Here is a 19,638-nt window from a genome sequence, read left to right as displayed (position 1 = left end):
TTATAATTTTTACAGCTATAAACTTATTAAAGTATGTCTAACACTGCAATAAATACAGCACAAAATGTGAATATAGAATACGTATACGCCGGATTAGGCAAACGTATTTTAGCATTTATTATCGATGCACTGGTGCTATTTGCATATATAATTATACTCACTTTTACCGTTTACCGCGCTATTAGTGTGTTAGACGGAGACAACGATATAGGTGCATATGAGCTTTCCATGATCCCCATTTTTATATATAGCCTTATAATGCATATTATCTTTAATGGTCGCACGGTCGGAAAATTTATAATGGGCATTAAAGTAGTTAAAGAGGATGGTTCTCCTGCAAGATGGAGCGATTTTATTGTTAGATGGATTGTAAGATTGGTTGATTTATGGCTTTTTATGTTCACAGTAGGTACTGTTTCAATTCTCCTAACTGATAAACAGCAACGATTAGGTGACATGATGGCTAAAACAATTGTTATAAACACCAGAAAATCAGTCAACATTTCTCATACAATTCTACAAGAAGTAGATGAAGGGTATCAACCTATTTTTCTCAATGCACACTTGCTATCTGATATTCAGGCAAATGAAATAAAAGAAATCTACAGACTAGCTGGTCAAAGTCGTGATTACAACGTTTTACATCAGCTTCGTTTAAAAATTGAAAGCATACTTCAAATTAAAAGCGACCTCAAAGATGGACAATTCGTACGTACTGTATTAAAAGATTATTTTCACTTAACATCAAAATAATGACGGTTGTTGAAATTGTAGACATTCTAGGAACCGTCGCGTTTGCCATATCTGGTGCAAGTGCAGCAATGCGACGCAAACTAGATCCCTTCGGCGTAATTATCGTTTCCTTTGCAACTGCAGCTGGTGGCGGTACAATTAGAGATGTACTTGTAGGAATTGAACCCGTATCATGGATGACAAATCCCAATTTAATCTACACGATTTTAATCAGCGTGTTCATATCATTTTTATTTAGAAGATACCTAGTTAAAATAAGCAAAACCTTATTCCTCTTTGATGCTATTGGTATAGGTTTATACACTGTTGTAGGTGTAGAAATAGGAATAACTGCAGGTTTGCCGCCTCTTATTTGTGTTACCTTAGGATGTATAACCGCGTGTTTTGGTGGAGTTCTTAGAGACGTATTACTTAATAAAATACCAGTTCTCTTCCGTCGTAATATATACGCAACAGCCTGTATTATAGGAGGATTTATGTATTTTGGACTTAAAAAATTAGGAGTTCCAGCAGCTTGGACTTTTCCTAGCGCTGCTATTACTGTTATACTTATCAGGTTACTAGCGGTTACTTATAAAATTGAGCTACCTAGTCCTTATAAGGTAAAATCTTAATCTTGACTTGCTCTAAAAAGCACATCTTTTTCTTTTTTAGATAAACTATCATAACCAGATTCCTTTATCTTATCTAAAATAGCGTCAATCTCTGATTGATTGGGCTTTTGAGAGTTTTTGACTTTGTTTTTACTGCGGTACACAGTTTTCATTTTACTTGATTTTGGCTTACTAGAAGATCTATCGAACCAACCTTTTATGGTATCTATTACGACTGCAATAGGTTCCATGATCATGTTACCTTGTTTCGCTTTCGCGGAAGCGTATAAACCAACGGCTGCACCTGCCAGATGAGCAAGAGATCCACCACGATTGTAACCAGAAGTAACACCTATTAGTTCAATTGCCAGTAAGGCATATCCTATATATTTTAATTTAAAAGTAAAGCTGAGTACTCGTATATCTTGTTCAGCAAAGTAATGAAAGATAAAAAAAAGTATCGCGTAAACTCCTGCACTTGCTCCTACAATCCCACCTTTATTAAAAAAATAAGGCGCAATCGAGGTGCCTAAAGTAAAGCTTAAAGCCCCAGCAAGGACTCCTAAAATAAAAAGAGCAATAAAATGCCTAGACTTAAATAGGTTCAAAAAATACCTGCCACCGTAATACAGACCGATTGCATTACCCACAAAATGTAAAATACTAGAATGAATAAACGCGTAAGAAATGGCACTCCAAGGTTGAAACAACGGTTGTTTCCATCCAGATGGATATACCAAATAGTTATAAGCAGGGACAGAAATCTTACCAATCAACCAAATTGATAGGCTTGAAATAAGTAATACCACAATGAGTTTACCCGATGTGTCAAACCCAGAATAACGTCTTTTAAAATCGTTGATAAAGTCCATCTTTTTAAAAATTAGTCGATACGATATTGATTCATATCATTACGTTTCCAGTACCATGCAATAATGAACCCTACAATCGCTCCACCTAAATGTGCTGCGTGACCCACATTTTGCTGTAAAGTGATAAAACCAAATGCTGATAACGTTTCATAAATCACGTAAATACCTATGAGGTATTTGGCTTTAATAGGAATCGGAATGAATAATATCATAAGTTCTATATTAGGGTACAGAAAAGCAAACGCAGCTAATACTCCAAATAAACAACCACTCGCTCCTACCATACCGCTCATCACCTTCCATCCATAAGGTTCTTGTCTTGTAAAGATTCCTTGTTCCACTTGTTCTACTGTATAACCACGGCTCAATCCTTCATTGATATAATCCATATATTCAAAATATTGAAAACCATAAGTCAAAGCAACTGCTCCAAGTCCTGCGCTTAAATAGAAGAATAAAAACCTGTTGCTACCCCAGCGTCGTTCTATGATTGGGCCAAATAATATAAGACCGTACATGTTAAAGAAAATATGTGTTAGACCATATTTACTATGCATGAACATGTGGGAAAAAATCTGCCATATTTGAAATTCTGGATCTTTAAAAAAGTAAAGTACCAACGAATCGTATAAAGCTGGTGCTACCCAACCAGTTCCTATAAAAACCACTACATTAAGTATAATTAAATTCTTAACTACTGGTGTAAGGTTACTAAATAGGTTATTAAACATATCTTATTGAAATTTTGAATCTAATGACTCGCTCGTCATGTTAATAAATATTTTTTTATGGTCGGGTGTAAGTTGTGGCTCGCTACATGAAAACAACTGATTAATAATCGTTTCCATTTCTTGAACACTTAAAATCGCTCCCGTTTTAATTGACATACTTTTAGATAACTGCCCAGCTAACTGCAAACTAAGTTGTGAAGTATCCTTTTCACTTGTAACCTTACTATCCAATACTGATTCTAGAACTGTTCTTACATCATTTTCATTGAGTTCTAAAGGTACTCCTTCAACCTCAACAACATTATCTTTTAGGGTTTTAAAAACAAATCCAGCTCCTTCAAGATGATTTTCAAGCTCCTTAAGCTGTAAAACTTCTTGTACTGCAAAATTCAGTTTAACAGGAAAAAGTAATTGCTGGCTTACAGCATGGTTTTTTGAAAGCTGTTTACTTAATTGCTCAAATAATATACGTTCATGAGCACGTTGCTGGTTCACTAACAAAAGACCACTTTTTAATGTACTTACAATGTACTTGCGTTGTAATTGAAAAATAGGTTTTTGTTGATGTTCCTCACGTTGAAATAATTGAGGATTTTCTTCCTGATGTATTGTTTCGTCAATCAACTCAGTTGATTGATTCATTCCAGAATATAATGATTCCCACACAGGAGCTTTTTCCTTTTTAAAACTAGTGAATCCAACATTACTATTGGAAACCTTAGATGCACCAGAGTCTTTAAATGGATTAAAATCAGGATTAACCTCTATTCGAGGTTTTTCAGCTTGTGATTGTCGTGCTACTTCATAGGGAACTTCATATTGTTGTTCTAGGTTAAAATCAATTCCTTGAACTGAAAATTGACCTAGAGCATGCTTTACACTAGCTCTAATAATAGCATACAAACTGTGTTCATCATCAAATTTCACTTCAGTCTTTGTAGGGTGAATATTAATATCAACACTATCTGCTGGGACAGTTAAAAACAAAAAATAACTAGGTATCGCTTTATCTTTTAATAACCCTTCAAAAGCACTTACTACTGCGTGATGAAAATAGCTATGTTTTATAAATCGGTCGTTCACAAAAAAGAACTGTAACCCACGAGATTTTCTTGCAAATTCGGGTTTACCTACAAAACCACTTATGTTAATCAACTCTGTTTCTTCTTCAACAGGAACCAGTTTTTCGTTTGATTTGGGTCCCATGATATTAACCACACGTTGTCTGAGAGTACTAGTAGGTAATTGAAAAAGAGAATTATCGTTATGATCAAATGAAAATTGTATACTGGGATGAGCCATGGCAACACGATGAAACTCATCAGTAATATTACGCAGCTCTACTTGATCAGATTTTAAAAATTTACGACGCGCGGGAATATTGAAAAACAAATTACGCACGCTTATCATGGTTCCTTTTGCAGTTACAGTAGGTTCTTGTGAGGTAACTTTGGATCCTTCAATCTTTAATAACGTTCCCAGGCTATCACTGTCCCTTTTTGTTTTTACTTCGACATGAGCCACCGCAGCTATAGATGCAAGAGCTTCACCTCTAAATCCCTTTGTATTTAAATTAAAAAGATCTTCGGCTGTTGTTATTTTTGATGTAGCATGTCTTTCAAATGCCATTCTTGCATCTGTCATGCTCATCCCTTTACCATTATCTATTACTTGAATTAAAGTTTTACCAGCATCTTTAACCATAAGTTTGATGGAGGTAGCACCTGCATCAATGGCATTTTCAAGAAGTTCTTTGACTACACTAGCGGGACGTTGTACAACCTCACCAGCTGCAATCTGGTTTGCCACGTGATCTGGCAATAGTTTAATGATATCAGACATGTATTGTTAAGACCTAAAAATGGAAAAATCAAAATCGATGAACCAAAGGAATAATAGTACAAGAACAGCTATGATAATAAGAATACGATTTTTAACAGCAACGTCCATACCGCTAGAATAATCATCTGCAGCTGCTTGAAACTTGCCTTTTATGCCTTTTGTTTTTTGTAAGGTTTTACGGTGCTCGTCAAACTTACCTTTTATTTCAAAGGGTCTTCCACCATCCTCATTTTTGTAATAACGAGGTTGATAATCGTACTTTTTATTTTTTCTGCGATGTAAAATTCCCATAATCGATGCTTTACAAATTTACAATATACTTTGTAAGCATGATACAAAGAGTGTGCCCTTAACTTGTTTTTAAATCAAGAGCTGATAAATAAATTAGAAAAAACCGATTATTGCTTTAATGCACTCCTATTTTGAGTACATCTTGTCTCGCAATTCTTTGATTTTTTTATCGTCCATATATTCCTCAAAGGTGGTATATCTATCAATTACTCCATTTGGAGTTAATTCGATAACTCTATTACCAACTGTTTGAGCAAATTGATGATCGTGAGTAGTCAATAGTACGGTTCCTTTAAAATTCTTTAGACTGTTATTAAAGGCTTGAATTGATTCAAGGTCCAAGTGGTTAGTAGGCTCATCAACCATAAGAACATTTGCCCTTTTCATCATCATTCTCGATAACATGCATCGTACTTTCTCTCCACCCGAAAGAACTCTTGCGCTTTTCAATGCTTCTTCACCAGAGAAGATCATTTTACCTAAAAATCCTCTTAGGAAAACTTCTTCGCGTTCTTCCTCGGTTTGAGCATATTGCCTCAACCAGTCAACTAGATTCATGTCGGTATCAAAGAACTCGGCATTATCAACAGGCAAGTAGCTTTGTGTAGTAGTCACACCCCACATAAATTTACCTGAATCTGCAGCTACTCTATCGTTAATAATATCATAGAATAAGGTAGTCGCACGACTATCTTTAGAGTACATGATAACCTTATCACCTTTAGCAAGATTGATATCGATATCCTTAAAAAGAACTTCTCCATCAATTGATCCAGATAGTTTTTCTACATTTAATATTTGATCACCAGCTTCTCTATCTCGATCAAATATTATAGCTGGATATCTTCTAGAAGAAGGTTTGATTTCTTCTATATTAAGCTTCTCGATCATCTTTTTACGAGAAGTAGCTTGTTTAGATTTTGCCACATTGGCACTAAAACGTGCAATAAACTCTTGTAGTTCTTTCTTTTTCTCTTCGGCTTTTTTATTGGCTTGTGCTCTTTGTCTAGCAGCAAGTTGTGATGATTCATACCAGAATGTATAATTACCACTGTATAAATTTATTTTACCGAAATCAATGTCGGCAATGTGAGTACACACACTATCTAAAAAGTGACGGTCGTGAGAAACTACAATAACCGTATTCTCATAATTTGCTAGGAAATTCTCTAACCACGAGATTGTTTCATAATCTAGGTCATTAGTAGGCTCATCCATAATCAAGACATCAGGATTACCAAACAAAGCTTGTGCTAGTAATACACGTACCTTGAGCTTACCATCCATATCCTGCATGAGAGTGTAATGATACTCTTCACCTATTCCTAAATTAGAGAGTAACGATGCAGCACTACTATCGGCATTCCAACCGTCCATTTCTTCAAATTCTACTTGAAGCTCTCCAATTTTTTCGGCATTTTCATCAGTATAATCGGCGTACAATGCATCAATTTGAGCCTTTAATTTATAAAGGACTTTATTTCCTTTAAGAACCGTTTCTAGCACTGTATCTTCATCATGAGCATTGTGATCCTGCTCCAGTACACTCATACGTTTACCAGACTCTAAATGTACGTGTCCACTTGTAGGCTCCATTTTTCCAGTAAGAATCCTCAAAAAGGTTGATTTACCAGCACCATTGGCACCGATAATCCCGTAGCAATTACTACCACCGAATTTTACATTTACCTCATCAAATAATATACGCTTACCGAACTGAACCGATAAATTAGAAACCGATAACATAATCTTGAATTTTAAGGCTGCAAAAATACTCATTCTATGTAGTTTGAGCATTACTTTCTTCAAGAGATTTAACAAGCTGTTAACGAGTAAGCCTATCTGTAACTACTTTATTTGTAATTACTGTGAATGAGTTGTGTATGAGTACGCTTTCGCGAAAGCAAAACATTTTTAAACTTTCTTGTTACCTATTACTCCTTTTAGTAACCATTACTTCTTGTGAGGAGAAACAACGAGATATCACCTATCTAGGAGGAAAAGTTGTCAACCCTAGAGCAGGATTTGTGATTATTCACAATTATTCAGATTTTAGGGATACGCTTGAATTAGATGAACAACAACGATTTTCATTTGTAAATAATAATTTTAAAACAGGATGGTACACTTTTCATCATGGAGACGAGTATCAATCTGTTTACATTAAAAAAGGTGACAGTTTAAAATGGAGATTTAATTCTAAATCCTTTGACGAAAGTCTTGCATTTACGGGTTCTAGAGCTAAAGAGAACAACTATTTAATAAACCTTTACATCGAGCTAGAACAGTTAAACGATCAAATTACCGCTAGATACAATCAACAACCTAAAGACTTTAAGAAGTATATAGACAGCATTATCAAAGCGCAAAAGAAGCGGTTACTCAAAGTCGCAAAAGTTCAAGAGTTTGATCCAAAATTTGTAGCCGATGCAGAAAAACTAATTGAATGGAACGGCTGGTCTAGATTAGAGCGTTACCCATACACGCACTTTGGTAAAACGGACTTTTTACAAGCAAAAGGACTACCTAGTAACTTTTTCGCTCATCGCAATTCTACTAATATAAACGACATTGATAACCAGAACATGTATACCTTTCCTTCCTATGTAAGGTCACTGGTAAGTAATCTTTCTCTTTATCAATGTTCTTTAGACAAAGGTAATGGCGCCGATGTACACTTAGGCTCACTGGACTACCGAAAGAAAAAATTAAAAGTTATTGATAGCATTTTTACAGTTGATGAACTGAAAGACATTTATGCTAGTGCAGAAGTGCGTAATTACATACGCAGTCATAAGGGTGATGAAACGGTACAATCAATGATCGATGTTTTTACAGAAATTTCATCAAATGACGAGCTAGTTGCACAAATAAATGGTCTAGCATCCACCTATATAAACTTGAGTCCTGGGAATGAGATTCCTAATTTTGAACTGTACAATACAGAAAAGAATGAAGTCAAAATTAATGAAGTCATTGATCGAATGAGTGTTCTTTTCTTTTGGAGCTATGAGGATGAAGACTATGCCATTAGAATTCATAATCAAATAAGAGATTTGCGTACTAAATATCCTGAAATCAAATTCATAGGTGTTAATATAGACAATCCGAATAGTGATTTATGGAATAAAGCAAATAAGAGGCTTGCATTTAATCCTAAACATGAATATCAAATCAGAGATCCGAAAACCATTAATAGCCAGCTTGCTTTAAGTAAGAAAAATCGCAGTATGGTAGTAAGCTCAAAAGGTATTATTATGGACCCCAATATTAATTTGTTTCATTATAAAATTGAAACCACCTTATTAGGTTACTTAAGCCGATAATGAAATTAAAAAAAACCCGAATCTAATGATTCGGGTTTTTTTATAGTTTCTTATTAAGAATTACCTTTCTTGTAATCAGCAAGAAATTTTTCTAATCCTATGTCGGTAAGAGGATGTTTAAGAAGCCCTTCAATTGAAGAAAGAGGACCTGTCATAACATCGGCTCCTATTTTTGCACAGTCAATAACGTGCATTGTATGTCTCACTGAAGCAGCTAGAATTTCAGTTTCAAACCCATAGTTATCATAGATATGTCTGATTTCTGATATTAAGTTAAGACCATCTGTGCTTATATCATCTAATCTTCCAATAAAAGGTGATACATATGTTGCACCAGCCTTGGCTGCAAGAATAGCTTGACCTGGAGAAAATACTAAGGTAACGTTTGTTTTGATCCCTTTGTCTGAAAAGTATTTACAAGCCTTTACACCGTCCTTAATCATAGGTAGTTTAACAACTATTTGATCATTAAGCGCAGCAAGTTTTTCACCTTCTTCTACCATACCTTTAAAATCAGTAGAAATAACCTCGGCACTTACGTGGCCATCTACTATATCACAAATTGCTTTGTAATGATTGATAATATTTTGTTCTCCAGTAATACCTTCCTTAGCCATAAGGGATGGATTAGTAGTTACGCCGTCAAGAACCCCTAAATCTTGAGCTTCAGCTATTTGATCTAGATTTGCAGTGTCAATAAAAAACTTCATTTGTGGTGTTTATTTGTTGTTGAATAAATAGGTTTACAAAAATGCTCAATACTTTATTAATACCCTATTTTTGAGGCAATTTTAATATTTTGTTTTTAACAACTTATGATCAAATCTAATATCCCTAATAAACTAGGTTTATTATTCATATTATTTCTACTAATTAATTGCAGTGGATATAAAAACATGGATAAATATGACCCTTTAGAGGTTGACCCTTCTACTCCACCTGGAACGATACAACTTACCGATAATTTATATATAGATAAAGTACCGGTCACAAATTTAATGTACAATGAATTTTTAGATCATCTGGAGAATTACTGGTCTTTAAAAAGGCATGAAGAACTAAAAGACCTTCCTAGTTATGGCGTGAAACCCGATAGCGTTTTTATTCCTTGGTCAGGTAACACTAGACTTTATATGGCAATGAGCCATGAAAATCCATTTGAGTTAATCAATAACAAACTTAATGTTGATAATTACACCAGCGCACCATGGTACCAATGGCATCCTGTTGTACAAATTAATAAAGAACAGGCTGAAATGTATTGTAAATGGCGTACAGATGTGGTAAATGCTGTCTATGCTATAAGAAGTAAAAATGCTCGCAAAAGAGATAGATTTCCTTCAAAAGTAACCTATAGGTTACCTACAATTGCCGAAATGAAGGCAGCTCAATACAAACTAGATAGAGAATATAAACTATTACGGTACAAAGAACAGATTTATGGATATAATGGGGATTTTCACGAATTCAAAAGAATGCAAGATGATGATCAATTATTCATATTTGAATTAAATGAATACGCACAAACCGGAGAATACAATCCTTTATTTAATTACGAACCAAATGTGTATCAAAAATCAGAATTTCAAAATGGATTTAGATGTATATGTGAAGTAGAATAATTTAAACTTATTCAATTTAAAAAGGTCAGGTTAACTACAGTAAAAGTTAGCCTGACCTTTTTTGTTAATATCTACATCTTTAAATAATTGAGAACAAAAATTAGACACTTCACCAAATCAAGAGTATTCGTGATGAAGCTCTTATTAAACGTAATATTAATACATTTCCTACTATTTATTTAACTAATATTAAATCAATAAGCAAGACATCTTCTTAACCTATATGCTACAAAGTGCTGATAAATAAGGAAAACTCAACCAAAACTTTACTTTTACACTAAAAAGTAAAACAATCATTTATGATAGTATTACTATCTTTTATAAAAGCATAACTGATATTTGTACCATCAAAAATTAAAAAAATGAAAAAGACACTTTTAAATCTGATTGCAATAGTGAGTTTCATAGCTCTTTACAATTGCCAAAATCCACAAAATGATTCAATGAATACAAATTCTGAGGACAATCAGAAAGAAGCATTGAACACAAACGCAGATCACGATCCATTACTTTATTCGGATGAATGTATTACAGAACGAGAAGTTATAGAGGCTCAAAAATTATGGGGTCAGGGAATTGTAAGAATAGGAAAAGTCTATACTGATCAAGGCGATTACTCTGGTGAAGCCGCAGACTTTATACAGGATATGTACGGTTACGACCTAAGTAGCGTTCTTTTTAAACCTACTCTAGCGTCGGATGACCAATTTAGATCAAGCTTTGATGCTGCCTTGTCTTATTTTGTTGCAGGTAATGAGGCTTACCCAGAGGACAAAGGATTTGCTATAAAGCCTTATAATAAAGTTACCTTTGATAATACTGGAATTATAAACAACAGTTGTAGAATGGCAATTGCTATGGGTAACTATTATTTTACAGACCTTCAAGGATCAACAACTAAAGTGGAGTATACATTTGCTTATGTAAAGGATAAAACAGGAAAACTAAGAATTGTAGCTCACCAGTCCTCTTTACCATATAATCCTAATTAATTTATACTTTTAAACAACCCGGTCACTACATGACTGGGTTGTTCTCAATATTTTCCTATGAAAAAATTTATCTTTCTATTAGTTTTACTACTCTCTTTCTCTACTTATGCACAAGGTCCCGATGAAGATCAACTAGGTGCTTGGTACATGTATTTCTGGAATACAGAATTTAAAGAATCGAATTGGGGTCTTCAAGGTGACTACCAATATCGTGACTGGAGAGGTCTAGGCGATCGAGAACAATTGTTATTAAGAACAGGAGTTACATATACCCCAAAGGATAGCGGTGTTAAACTTACCTTAGGATATGCCAATATTACAACGGGACGCTTTGGGACCGATATAGACGCGCCTGTTTCTGAAAATAGGATATATCAAGAGGCTTTGTTTAACCAATCTCTCTTCACCAGATTATTACTTACGCATCGCATAAGATATGAGCAGCGATGGGTAGAGAATCAAGATTTTAGAACGAGATATCGTTATAATCTATTTGTTAACATACCATGGAATAAGAAAACCCTAAGTAAAGGAGCCATTTATACAGCTTTTTACAATGAGATTTTTATAAATGGTGAACGTAAAATTGGAGATGGTCGTAGTGTGCAATTCTTTGACCGCAATCGTACCTACATAGGAATGGGTTATTCTTTCTCAAACAATCTTAGAGCACAAATTGGTTTCATGGAACAAACCACTGTAAATTGGCAAAAAGGTCAATTACAATTTAGTTTACATCATAGTTTCTAATTTCACATAAGGAACACCAGTCACCTCTAGTGTTCCTTTTTTTCTCATCTTGCCTATGAAATTGCTAAGGGAAAATTTTTATAAATATCTTATTTTTGGTTTTTAACCAACCTATAGAAGACTTCAAATTGCAAAATTTGTAGCCTTGAAAAACATGAAACCAACCTTTTTTACTCCTCTCTTTATTGTCCTTTTTTTTAACGTACAATTAATTCAATCTCAAAGTGAATTTTGTCAAAGATCAAAACGAGTTATTGATTTAATAGAACAACATCATTACAATCCACAATTCAACGAGAAAAACTGGAATCTTAGCGCGGCTACAATTTTGGTCAATCAACTTGACGAGGACCATATACTCCTAAGCTCAGAACAGTCTGAATTAATTCAAGATCATGCACAAGCAGATTTCAATTCTTTAATTAACCTAGATTGCATCAATACCAAGTTTTATGAAAACTTGATGCTACAATCCATAATCAAAAAGCACGATTTTCTTACGAGGTTTCTTACCACTAAACCAGATTACACATCGATTGAACAAGTCAAAAGAAGAAAAAATCTTGAGAACTATTGGATACCAAAAAATGAACTAGAAAATGTTTGGACAAAACAATTGAAATTATCCATTTTCTTTTCTCATTCAGCAAATTTTAAAGAGCTTGACATCGCTCTAGACAAATTCCCAGAACAAGAATCGGAGCACCGAATTAACGCAGTAAACGAATCTATTTGCCAGTTAGAATATTTAATCAATAATCCTGTAGAAATAAAACGTAAGATTGAAGCAAGTTTTCTTAATGCAATAGGCTTATCTCAGGATAAGCACACAAGATACTTTACTATCAATGAAAAGGAGTCTTTTGAAAAGGATGTTAGTCTTAATCAAGAAAGTTTTGGAATTTCTTTAAGGAAAGATGATAATCTGGCAAACAAGCTGGTAGTTGGCGAACTACTATCCACAGGTTTAAATGAAAAAACTGAGTTACCCGAAGAGAACGATGTAGTGGTTTCAATTAAAACAGAAGACGTCGAACTTGATTTTAACTGTTTATCAAACTCAGAAATAAATCAAAAAATCAACAGTGAGGCTCAAAAATCAATTACCCTAATTACACAAGATAAAGATGGTAACCAAAAAGAAACTACCATTAATAAAAGGGAACTACCTGTAATTTCAAATTTTCTAAGAGGTTACTTATTAAACGATAGATCCATAGGATATCTCAAAATCAACAGCTTTTATACAGATTTAGAAAAGCCTGATGGATTGGGAATGGCAAATGATGCTGCTGCCGAAATTTACAAGCTTATCCAATCAAATATCAAAGGATTGATAATTGATTTAAGATTCAATGGTGGTGGATCCTTAAAAGAAGCAGTAGACTTTGCAGGTCTATTCATCAATCGTGGTCCAGTATCGATAATTAATACTACCGATCAAGAGGAGCCCATAATCCTTAAGGATTTTAATCGAGGAGCTGCTTACAGTGGACCATTAGTGATCCTTGTAAATAAATACAGTGCCTCTGCATCAGAATTGTTTACTAATGTTATGAAAGACTATAATCGCGGTGTGATAGTAGGCTCAACAACTTACGGTAAATCTACAATGCAAGTTGTCCTACCTGTTAATGAGGATGAACCTAAGGACGGTTTCATGAAACTCACCACTGGAGCATTTTATAATATCTACGGCAAGTCACATAATGAGAAAGGAATTACTCCAGATGTAGCGTTGCCAGACGGAACAAATACAACAGCACATGCTACCAGTTTCACCCAACCGTTTGAAGTTCCCGATGTACAAGCAGCAAGTAGAATTCCCGTTAATGCTCCTTTAGGTTTAGATAACATCATTTCCTCATCAACAAAAAGAGCAATGAACAATGATGTTTTCAAAAAAATGAATCTTCAACGTGAAAAATTTGATCAACTATTTCATAAATCATTTGACCTCACATTGGAAAGTGTATTCAAACATTATCAAGAAATAACCTCATTAATTTCTGAACCAGAGATTTCCTATACTGATGCGTTGTTCACCGTTGAAGATCACGAAAGCACTACCGAAATATTAAAATACAATTCTATTGATCAGGAGTACAATGAAGAAATTAAATTACAACTATCTTCCGATCCTTACGTGCAAGAAAGCATTCACATATTGACCAACTTTAATAATTAACTATGAAAAAACTATTTGTAACCTTATTATTTCTTTTGAGTTTCGCTTTCGCGAAAGCGCAACAATTCGACGACATGGGAGAATACTTAAAATTTATGAATAAGGAATACCGTAGCATCTCCAAACGCAGTTGGAAACTTACCCAAGCAGTTGCCCATTCAAAGAGAGATAAAACCATCCAAAAAAGAAAACAGCAATTGATAAAAGCAATTAATAATTCTATGAACAGAATTAAAAAAGCTGAAACTGTAGGTGGAGATGAGTACAAAAATGAAACTTTAAAAATCATGCAATTCAGGATTGATATCATGAATGAAGAATTTGAAAAAGTAATTGATCTGGAAAAAATAGCTCAAGAATCTTATGATGCTATGGAAGCTTATATCCTAGCGCAAGAAGCTCTTGATGAAAAAAGTGCCGAAGTTGAACTACAATACGAAAAGGCGGTAAAAGAATTTGGAAATAAAAACAACATAAACTTTACCGATGAAGAATCTGAGTTAGGGAATAAAATGCGCAAGGCAGGTGAAGTATTTGATTATAAAAACGACCTTTTCCTAATTTACTTTAAAGTTAAAATAAACGAGATCTATCTATTTGAATCTTTAGAAAAACAAGATGTAAATGGCTTACAACAAAATGCCAATGCTCTTAAAACAGAAGCTCTTGCCGGTATTGAGAAATTAAAAACCTACAAGGGTTTCAATAATGACAAATCATTGATTCTTGCGATAAATAAATCGTTTAAGAACTACGTTAAAATGGCCGATACTTACATTGCTCCTATTACTGATTTTCTTATTTATCAAAAAGACTTTGAAAAGTTAAAGACAACCTTAGATAAAACTAGTCCTAACAAAAGGACAAAGAAAATGGTAGACGATTTTAATAAAAAAGTTGATGAAGTAAATAAAAAGCTTAAACTTTATAATAAGGCTCAAAGCGGCCTTGTGAATAATGCAAATAAGTTTAATACTAGCATCGCCAACTCTTTTGATAACTTTGTGCAAAAGCATATACCTAAAGACTAGTCTATAGATAGTCTTTCATATCATTAAGATTACTAATTATTATGAGTATACTTTATTTATTTCTTGGTTTAATTGCACTTATTGTAGGTGGTGAATTCTTGGTAAGGTCTTCAGTTGGACTTTCCTTAAAGCTAAATCTATCAAGAATGATAATAGGATTAACGGTAGTGTCATTTGCCACTAGCGCTCCAGAACTCATAGTAAGTGTGCAGGCAGCTCTCAATGGATCTCCAGGTTTATCACTAGGAAACGTTATAGGATCCAATGTAGCAAACATAGGATTAGTATTAGGAGTTACAGCTCTTATTTCCAGTTTGACCATAGAAAAAGATTTCTTTAAATTTAATTGGCCCTGGATGGTTCTTTTTAGCATTTTACTTTATTTGTGCCTTTACACTGGAAATATACTGGAACGATGGGAAGGACTTCTATTATTAGGACTTATCGTATTATTCTTAGTTCTTTTAATAAGAAGAGCAACTAAAGGTAATAGAGATTCTCAGGAAATGGATGAAGAATTGCAAGAAAGTCAATGGTGGAAAATCATTGTTTTCTTAACTATTGGTGGACTGGCTTTATGGAAAGGCTCTGAATGGTTAGTTACTGGTGCAATTGACATCGCTGAAAAATTAGAAATACCTAAAAGCATAATAGGCATAAGCATGGTAGCTGTAGGTACTAGTGTTCCAGAACTTGCTGCATCCATCATTGCTGCTCTCAAAAAAGAGAAAGCAATCTCGCTAGGTAATCTTATCGGTTCAAATATTTTCAATATAGGTTCAGTGTTAGGTATTACAGCTTTAATTACTCCTATTAATGTCCCAGAAGATGCTCCCAGTTTAATGTCCAATGATATATTTTGGATGTTAGGCTTTGCACTTATTCTTTTACCACTAGCTTATTTACCTAAGTGGTTTACTCTTACAAGAATTAAGGGAATAGTTTTATTATCCCTTTATGTATTATTTATTTACCTTGCCTACCAATCCCTATAAAAAATAGGGTTACCACAATAAAATAACGTTTTGTTAATAACACACCCCTAATTTTTTAGGGGTGTGTTATATTATTATAGTATTTTTGCGCTGTATTTTTTATTAAATCTATTAAAATGTCCACTTTAAGATTTCAAGCGATCAAAGAAACTTTGAATCGCAAACCAGTTCAAGTTAATGAACCAGCAAGACGTAGCGAGATTTTTGGAAAGCATGTTTTCAATAAGGCTGCTATGAGACAGCACCTTACTAAAGAAGCTTTTAAAAGTGTTTTAGACGCAATGACTAACGGTTCTAAAATAAGCCGTGAGGTAGCAGACCACATATCTACAGGTATGAAGGAATGGGCTATACAAAATGGTGCTACGCATTACACACACTGGTTTCAACCATTAACTGGTGCAACTGCTGAGAAACACGACGCCTTTTTTGAATTGGAAATGGATGGTGAAGTGATTGAAAAATTCGGTGGTGGACAATTAGTACAGCAAGAACCAGATGCATCATCGTTTCCAAATGGTGGTATTCGTAATACATTTGAAGCTCGTGGATATACAGCTTGGGATCCTACATCTCCTGCATTTATCATGGGTACCACTTTATGTATCCCTACAGTATTTGTAGCTTATACGGGTGAAGCTCTGGATTACAAAACACCTTTACTTAGATCGTTACAAACGATAGACCAAGCAGCTACGGACGTTTGTAAATATTTTGATAAGAACGTATCTAAGGTTACTGCAACTTTAGGATGGGAACAAGAATATTTCTTAATCGATAGTGCTCTTGCAAATTCACGCCCAGATCTAGTTCTAGCTGGTAGAACTCTTTTAGGTCATGCAAGTGCCAAAGGACAACAATTAGACGATCATTACTTTGGATCTATTCCTTCAAGAGTGATGAATTTTATGCGTGATCTTGAAACTGAATGTATGCTTTTAGGTATACCTGTAAAAACACGTCATAATGAAGTAGCTCCTAATCAATTTGAATTAGCACCTATTTTTGAAGAAGCAAATCTAGCAGTAGATCACAATTCGCTTCTAATGGACGTGATGAGAAAAGTAAGTGCTCGCCACAGTTTTACAGTTCTTTTCCATGAAAAACCTTTCGCAGGTGTAAACGGTAGCGGAAAACACAATAACTGGTCTCTTGCTACAAATACAGGTGTAAACTTATTATCACCAGGTAAGACACCTATGAAAAACTTGCAGTTCTTAACTTTCTTTATAAACACCATCAAGGCAGTTTATAAACATGAAGAACTTATTAGAGCAACGATTGCTAGTGCTTCTAACGATCACAGATTGGGTGCAAATGAAGCACCACCTGCTATTATATCAGTATTCATCGGTTCTCAATTAACTAACGTTTTAGACGAGCTTGAAAAAGTTACTGATGGTAAACTTTCTCCTCAAGAAAAAACAGACCTTAAACTTAATGTTGTAGGCAAAATACCAGAAGTAATATTAGACAACACTGATCGTAACCGAACTTCACCATTTGCATTCACAGGAAATAAATTTGAATTGCGAGCCGTAGGATCAACTGCAAACTGTGCAAATCCAATGACAGTACTTAATGCTATCGTTGCAGACCAGCTTATCGAATTTAAACAAGAAGTTGACTCTTTAATTAAAGATAAAAAACTTAAGAAAGATGAGGCTATCTTTAATGTATTAAGAGAATACATTAAAGACTCTAAAAAGATTAGATTCGAAGGTGATGGATATGGTGATGCATGGGAGAAAGAAGCTAAAAAGCGTGGTTTAAGTAATAATAAAACTACTCCTACTGCCTTAAAAGCAAAAGTCTCAAAACAGTCACTTGAGCTGTTTGAAAGACTAAATATCATGAGCAAAGTGGAAAGTGAAGCTAGATATGAAATCGAGGTAGAAGAATATGCAATGCGCATTCAAATAGAAGGTAGACTTCTAGGCGATATTGCACGCAACCACGTAATTCCTACTGCTATAAAGTATCAAAACACCTTAATTGAAAACGTTCAAGGTTTAAAAGAAATTTACGGTAAGGACTTCAAGAAGATTGCTAAAGAGCAAATGAACATTATCGAATCAATTTCAGAACACATTGAAAAAATCAATGCGGGAATTACCGACATGACCGATGCTCGTAAAAAAGCAAATAACGAAAAGAATGCTGAAAAAACGGCCGCAGCTTACTGCGATAATGTAAAGCCATTCTTTGACGTTATACGTTATCACTGTGATAAATTAGAGTTATTGGTGGACGACGAGATCTGGCCTTTAACTAAATACAGAGAATTATTATTTACTAGATAATAATTCTTTAATAACTCTAAAAGCCCCAGAAAATTTCTGGGGCTTTTTTATAAAAGTTATATAAGGTAGTGGTATCATATTTCTCTTAATAATTGTTTTATATCTATCAAATTACTTGAAGATCTCATACTAAAAAACAACCTAACTAATAGTACCTTTGCAACATGAGTCAAGATGTTTCTAAAAGATACGCACAGCGTGGTGTAAGCGCAGGTAAAGAAGACGTTCACAATGCTATTAAGAATGTCGACAAAGGATTATTCCCAAAAGCTTTTTGTAAAATAGTACCCGATCATTTAACGGGATCAAATGATCATTGCCTTATCATGCACGCAGACGGCGCTGGCACAAAATCCAGCCTAGCCTACATGTATTGGAAAGAGACTGGAGACATCACTGTATGGAAAGGTATTGCACAAGATGCTCTTATAATGAATGTTGATGATTTATTATGTGTAGGTGCAACCGATAATATTTTACTGTCTAGTACTATCGGTAGAAACAAAAACAACATACCTGGCGAAGTCATAAGCGCTATTATCAACGGTACAGAGGAACTCATTAAAGACCTTAAAAAACACGGCGTAGAAATTATCTCTACTGGTGGTGAAACAGCAGATGTAGGCGACCTAGTACGTACCATTATCGTGGATTCTACAGTAACAGCACGCATGAATCGCAAGGATGTTATTGACAACGCAAATATTAAACCTGGAGACGTCATAGTAGGTTTAGCGAGTTTCGGTCAGGCCACCTATGAAAGTGAATACAATGGTGGTATGGGATCAAACGGACTTACTAGTGCAAGACACGATGTTTTTAATAAAACTCTAGCATCAAAATTTAAGGAAAGTTACGATCCTGCAGTTCCTGAAGATTTAGTTTACAGTGGCAGTAAACAACTTACCGATCAAGTAGCAAACAGTCCATTGGACGCAGGGAAATTGGTGTTATCACCTACTAGAACCTACGCTCCTATTATCAAAAAAATTCTTAGCGATGTAAATAAATCCTCCATTCACGGGATGGTACACTGCAGCGGTGGCGCTCAAACTAAAATTTTACATTTTGTAGACAACGTACATGTCATAAAAGACAATATGTTCCAATTGCCACCATTATTCAAAATGATTCAAGAAGAGTCTGGCACAGATTGGAAAGAAATGTACCAGGTCTTCAATATGGGACATCGTATGGAACTGTATGTAGATAAGGATATCGCACAACAAATCATTGAAATTTCCCAATCCTTTAATGTGGATGCTCAAATTATTGGACGAGTTGAAGCAGCAGATAAGAAAAAACTTACCATAAAAAGTGAGTTTGGAACTTTTGAGTATTAAATATTA

The 19,638-nt window shown here is 34.5% G+C and carries 17 protein-coding genes; 11 read left to right on the top strand and 6 right to left on the bottom strand.

Features of this window, described 5'->3' with window-relative positions:
- Positions 1-33 precede the first annotated feature (33 nt).
- Together BST91_RS02160 and BST91_RS02155 are read left to right on the top strand one after the other, a co-directional pair.
- The gene (locus BST91_RS02160) at positions 34-753 is read left to right on the top strand and encodes an RDD family protein (RefSeq protein ID WP_042278996.1); all 720 of its coding nucleotides are present in this window, start codon (positions 34-36) and stop codon (positions 751-753) included.
- On the top strand, positions 753-1,367 hold the full coding sequence (locus tag BST91_RS02155; RefSeq protein WP_060522969.1) for a trimeric intracellular cation channel family protein: 615 nt from the start codon (positions 753-755) through the stop codon (positions 1,365-1,367). Before BST91_RS02160 ends, BST91_RS02155 begins: the two co-directional genes overlap by 1 nt.
- On the opposite strand, the gene BST91_RS02150 is transcribed toward BST91_RS02155, so the two are convergent.
- The 5 genes from BST91_RS02150 to BST91_RS02130 form a co-directional block, all read right to left on the bottom strand.
- Complete coding sequence (locus BST91_RS02150) at positions 1,364-2,218, bottom strand: rhomboid family intramembrane serine protease (protein WP_085774303.1); 855 nt, start codon at positions 2,216-2,218, stop codon at positions 1,364-1,366. The two genes, BST91_RS02155 and BST91_RS02150, sit on opposite strands and share 4 nt — an antisense overlap.
- 11 nt (positions 2,219-2,229) lie before the next feature.
- Positions 2,230-2,949, bottom strand: a complete 720-nt coding sequence (locus tag BST91_RS02145) for a rhomboid family intramembrane serine protease (RefSeq protein WP_085774302.1) — start codon at positions 2,947-2,949, stop codon at positions 2,230-2,232.
- 3 nt (positions 2,950-2,952) lie between these two features.
- Positions 2,953-4,791, bottom strand: a complete 1,839-nt coding sequence (gene mutL, locus BST91_RS02140) for a DNA mismatch repair endonuclease MutL (RefSeq protein ID WP_085774301.1) — start codon at positions 4,789-4,791, stop codon at positions 2,953-2,955.
- Positions 4,792-4,797: 6 nt separating this feature from the next.
- Positions 4,798-5,082 (bottom strand): riboflavin synthase subunit beta, encoded by a 285-nt coding sequence (locus BST91_RS02135; RefSeq protein WP_085774300.1) that lies wholly within the window; start codon positions 5,080-5,082, stop codon positions 4,798-4,800.
- Between the two features lie 126 nt (positions 5,083-5,208).
- Entirely contained in the window at positions 5,209-6,828 is a 1,620-nt protein-coding gene (locus BST91_RS02130; RefSeq protein WP_042278988.1) for an ABC-F family ATP-binding cassette domain-containing protein, read from the bottom strand.
- Positions 6,829-6,950: 122 nt separating this feature from the next.
- On the opposite strand from BST91_RS02130, the gene BST91_RS02125 reads away from it, so the two are divergent.
- On the top strand, positions 6,951-8,408 hold the full coding sequence (locus BST91_RS02125) for a redoxin domain-containing protein (protein ID WP_157546874.1): 1,458 nt from the start codon (positions 6,951-6,953) through the stop codon (positions 8,406-8,408).
- Positions 8,409-8,461: 53 nt separating this feature from the next.
- Here the strand turns inward: BST91_RS02125 and fsa are convergent, their stop codons facing one another.
- Positions 8,462-9,118 (bottom strand): fructose-6-phosphate aldolase, encoded by a 657-nt coding sequence (gene fsa / locus BST91_RS02120; protein ID WP_060522975.1) that lies wholly within the window; start codon positions 9,116-9,118, stop codon positions 8,462-8,464.
- A gap of 186 nt (positions 9,119-9,304) precedes the next feature.
- On the opposite strand from fsa, the gene BST91_RS02115 reads away from it, so the two are divergent.
- From BST91_RS02115 to BST91_RS02080, 8 genes are all read left to right on the top strand, one after another.
- Complete coding sequence (locus tag BST91_RS02115) at positions 9,305-10,030, top strand: SUMF1/EgtB/PvdO family nonheme iron enzyme (protein WP_244895663.1); 726 nt, start codon at positions 9,305-9,307, stop codon at positions 10,028-10,030.
- Positions 10,031-10,392: 362 nt separating this feature from the next.
- A complete protein-coding gene (locus BST91_RS02110) occupies positions 10,393-11,022 on the top strand; it encodes a phosphoribosyl-AMP cyclohydrolase (RefSeq protein ID WP_042278981.1) in 630 nt (209 codons plus the stop codon).
- 57 nt (positions 11,023-11,079) lie between these two features.
- Entirely contained in the window at positions 11,080-11,772 is a 693-nt protein-coding gene (locus BST91_RS02105; RefSeq protein WP_085774297.1) for a DUF2490 domain-containing protein, read from the top strand.
- 154 nt (positions 11,773-11,926) lie between these two features.
- On the top strand, positions 11,927-13,960 hold the full coding sequence (locus BST91_RS02100; RefSeq protein ID WP_085774296.1) for a S41 family peptidase: 2,034 nt from the start codon (positions 11,927-11,929) through the stop codon (positions 13,958-13,960).
- Between the two features lie 2 nt (positions 13,961-13,962).
- Positions 13,963-14,991 carry a hypothetical protein gene (locus BST91_RS02095; protein WP_085774295.1) on the top strand — a complete coding sequence of 343 codons (1,029 nt, stop codon included), beginning with the start codon at positions 13,963-13,965 and terminating at the stop codon, positions 14,989-14,991.
- Positions 14,992-15,032: 41 nt separating this feature from the next.
- Complete coding sequence (locus BST91_RS02090; RefSeq protein ID WP_085774294.1) at positions 15,033-15,986, top strand: calcium/sodium antiporter; 954 nt, start codon at positions 15,033-15,035, stop codon at positions 15,984-15,986.
- Between the two features lie 116 nt (positions 15,987-16,102).
- Positions 16,103-18,289, top strand: coding sequence for a glutamine synthetase III family protein (locus tag BST91_RS02085; RefSeq protein ID WP_060522981.1), 2,187 nt, complete (start codon positions 16,103-16,105; stop codon positions 18,287-18,289).
- A gap of 164 nt (positions 18,290-18,453) precedes the next feature.
- Positions 18,454-19,632 (top strand): AIR synthase related protein, encoded by a 1,179-nt coding sequence (locus tag BST91_RS02080; protein WP_085774293.1) that lies wholly within the window; start codon positions 18,454-18,456, stop codon positions 19,630-19,632.
- Positions 19,633-19,638: the final 6 nt, after the last annotated feature.

This window comes from Nonlabens tegetincola (genome assembly GCF_002117085.1).
In the GTDB taxonomy this organism is placed as follows: Bacteria; Bacteroidota; Bacteroidia; order Flavobacteriales; family Flavobacteriaceae; genus Nonlabens; species Nonlabens tegetincola.
Note: the sequence above shows the minus strand (reverse complement) of the source record. Positions and strands in the feature narration are given on the sequence as shown.

What these genes read in the sequence shown, in the direction of transcription:
- BST91_RS02160 (WP_042278996.1), top strand. Translation starts at nt 34, where the DNA reads ATGTCTAACACTGCAATAAATACAGCACAAAATGTGAATATAGAATAC.
- BST91_RS02155 (WP_060522969.1), top strand. Translation starts at nt 753, where the DNA reads ATGACGGTTGTTGAAATTGTAGACATTCTAGGAACCGTCGCGTTTGCC.
- BST91_RS02150 (WP_085774303.1), bottom strand. Translation starts at nt 2,218, where the DNA reads ATGGACTTTATCAACGATTTTAAAAGACGTTATTCTGGGTTTGACACA.
- BST91_RS02145 (WP_085774302.1), bottom strand. Translation starts at nt 2,949, where the DNA reads ATGTTTAATAACCTATTTAGTAACCTTACACCAGTAGTTAAGAATTTA.
- mutL (WP_085774301.1), bottom strand. Translation starts at nt 4,791, where the DNA reads ATGTCTGATATCATTAAACTATTGCCAGATCACGTGGCAAACCAGATT.
- BST91_RS02135 (WP_085774300.1), bottom strand. Translation starts at nt 5,082, where the DNA reads ATGGGAATTTTACATCGCAGAAAAAATAAAAAGTACGATTATCAACCT.
- BST91_RS02130 (WP_042278988.1), bottom strand. Translation starts at nt 6,828, where the DNA reads ATGTTATCGGTTTCTAATTTATCGGTTCAGTTCGGTAAGCGTATATTA.
- fsa (WP_060522975.1), bottom strand. Translation starts at nt 9,118, where the DNA reads ATGAAGTTTTTTATTGACACTGCAAATCTAGATCAAATAGCTGAAGCT.
- BST91_RS02115 (WP_244895663.1), top strand. Translation starts at nt 9,305, where the DNA reads ATGGATAAATATGACCCTTTAGAGGTTGACCCTTCTACTCCACCTGGA.
- BST91_RS02110 (WP_042278981.1), top strand. Translation starts at nt 10,393, where the DNA reads ATGAAAAAGACACTTTTAAATCTGATTGCAATAGTGAGTTTCATAGCT.
- BST91_RS02105 (WP_085774297.1), top strand. Translation starts at nt 11,080, where the DNA reads ATGAAAAAATTTATCTTTCTATTAGTTTTACTACTCTCTTTCTCTACT.
- BST91_RS02100 (WP_085774296.1), top strand. Translation starts at nt 11,927, where the DNA reads ATGAAACCAACCTTTTTTACTCCTCTCTTTATTGTCCTTTTTTTTAAC.
- BST91_RS02095 (WP_085774295.1), top strand. Translation starts at nt 13,963, where the DNA reads ATGAAAAAACTATTTGTAACCTTATTATTTCTTTTGAGTTTCGCTTTC.
- BST91_RS02090 (WP_085774294.1), top strand. Translation starts at nt 15,033, where the DNA reads ATGAGTATACTTTATTTATTTCTTGGTTTAATTGCACTTATTGTAGGT.
- BST91_RS02085 (WP_060522981.1), top strand. Translation starts at nt 16,103, where the DNA reads ATGTCCACTTTAAGATTTCAAGCGATCAAAGAAACTTTGAATCGCAAA.
- BST91_RS02080 (WP_085774293.1), top strand. Translation starts at nt 18,454, where the DNA reads ATGAGTCAAGATGTTTCTAAAAGATACGCACAGCGTGGTGTAAGCGCA.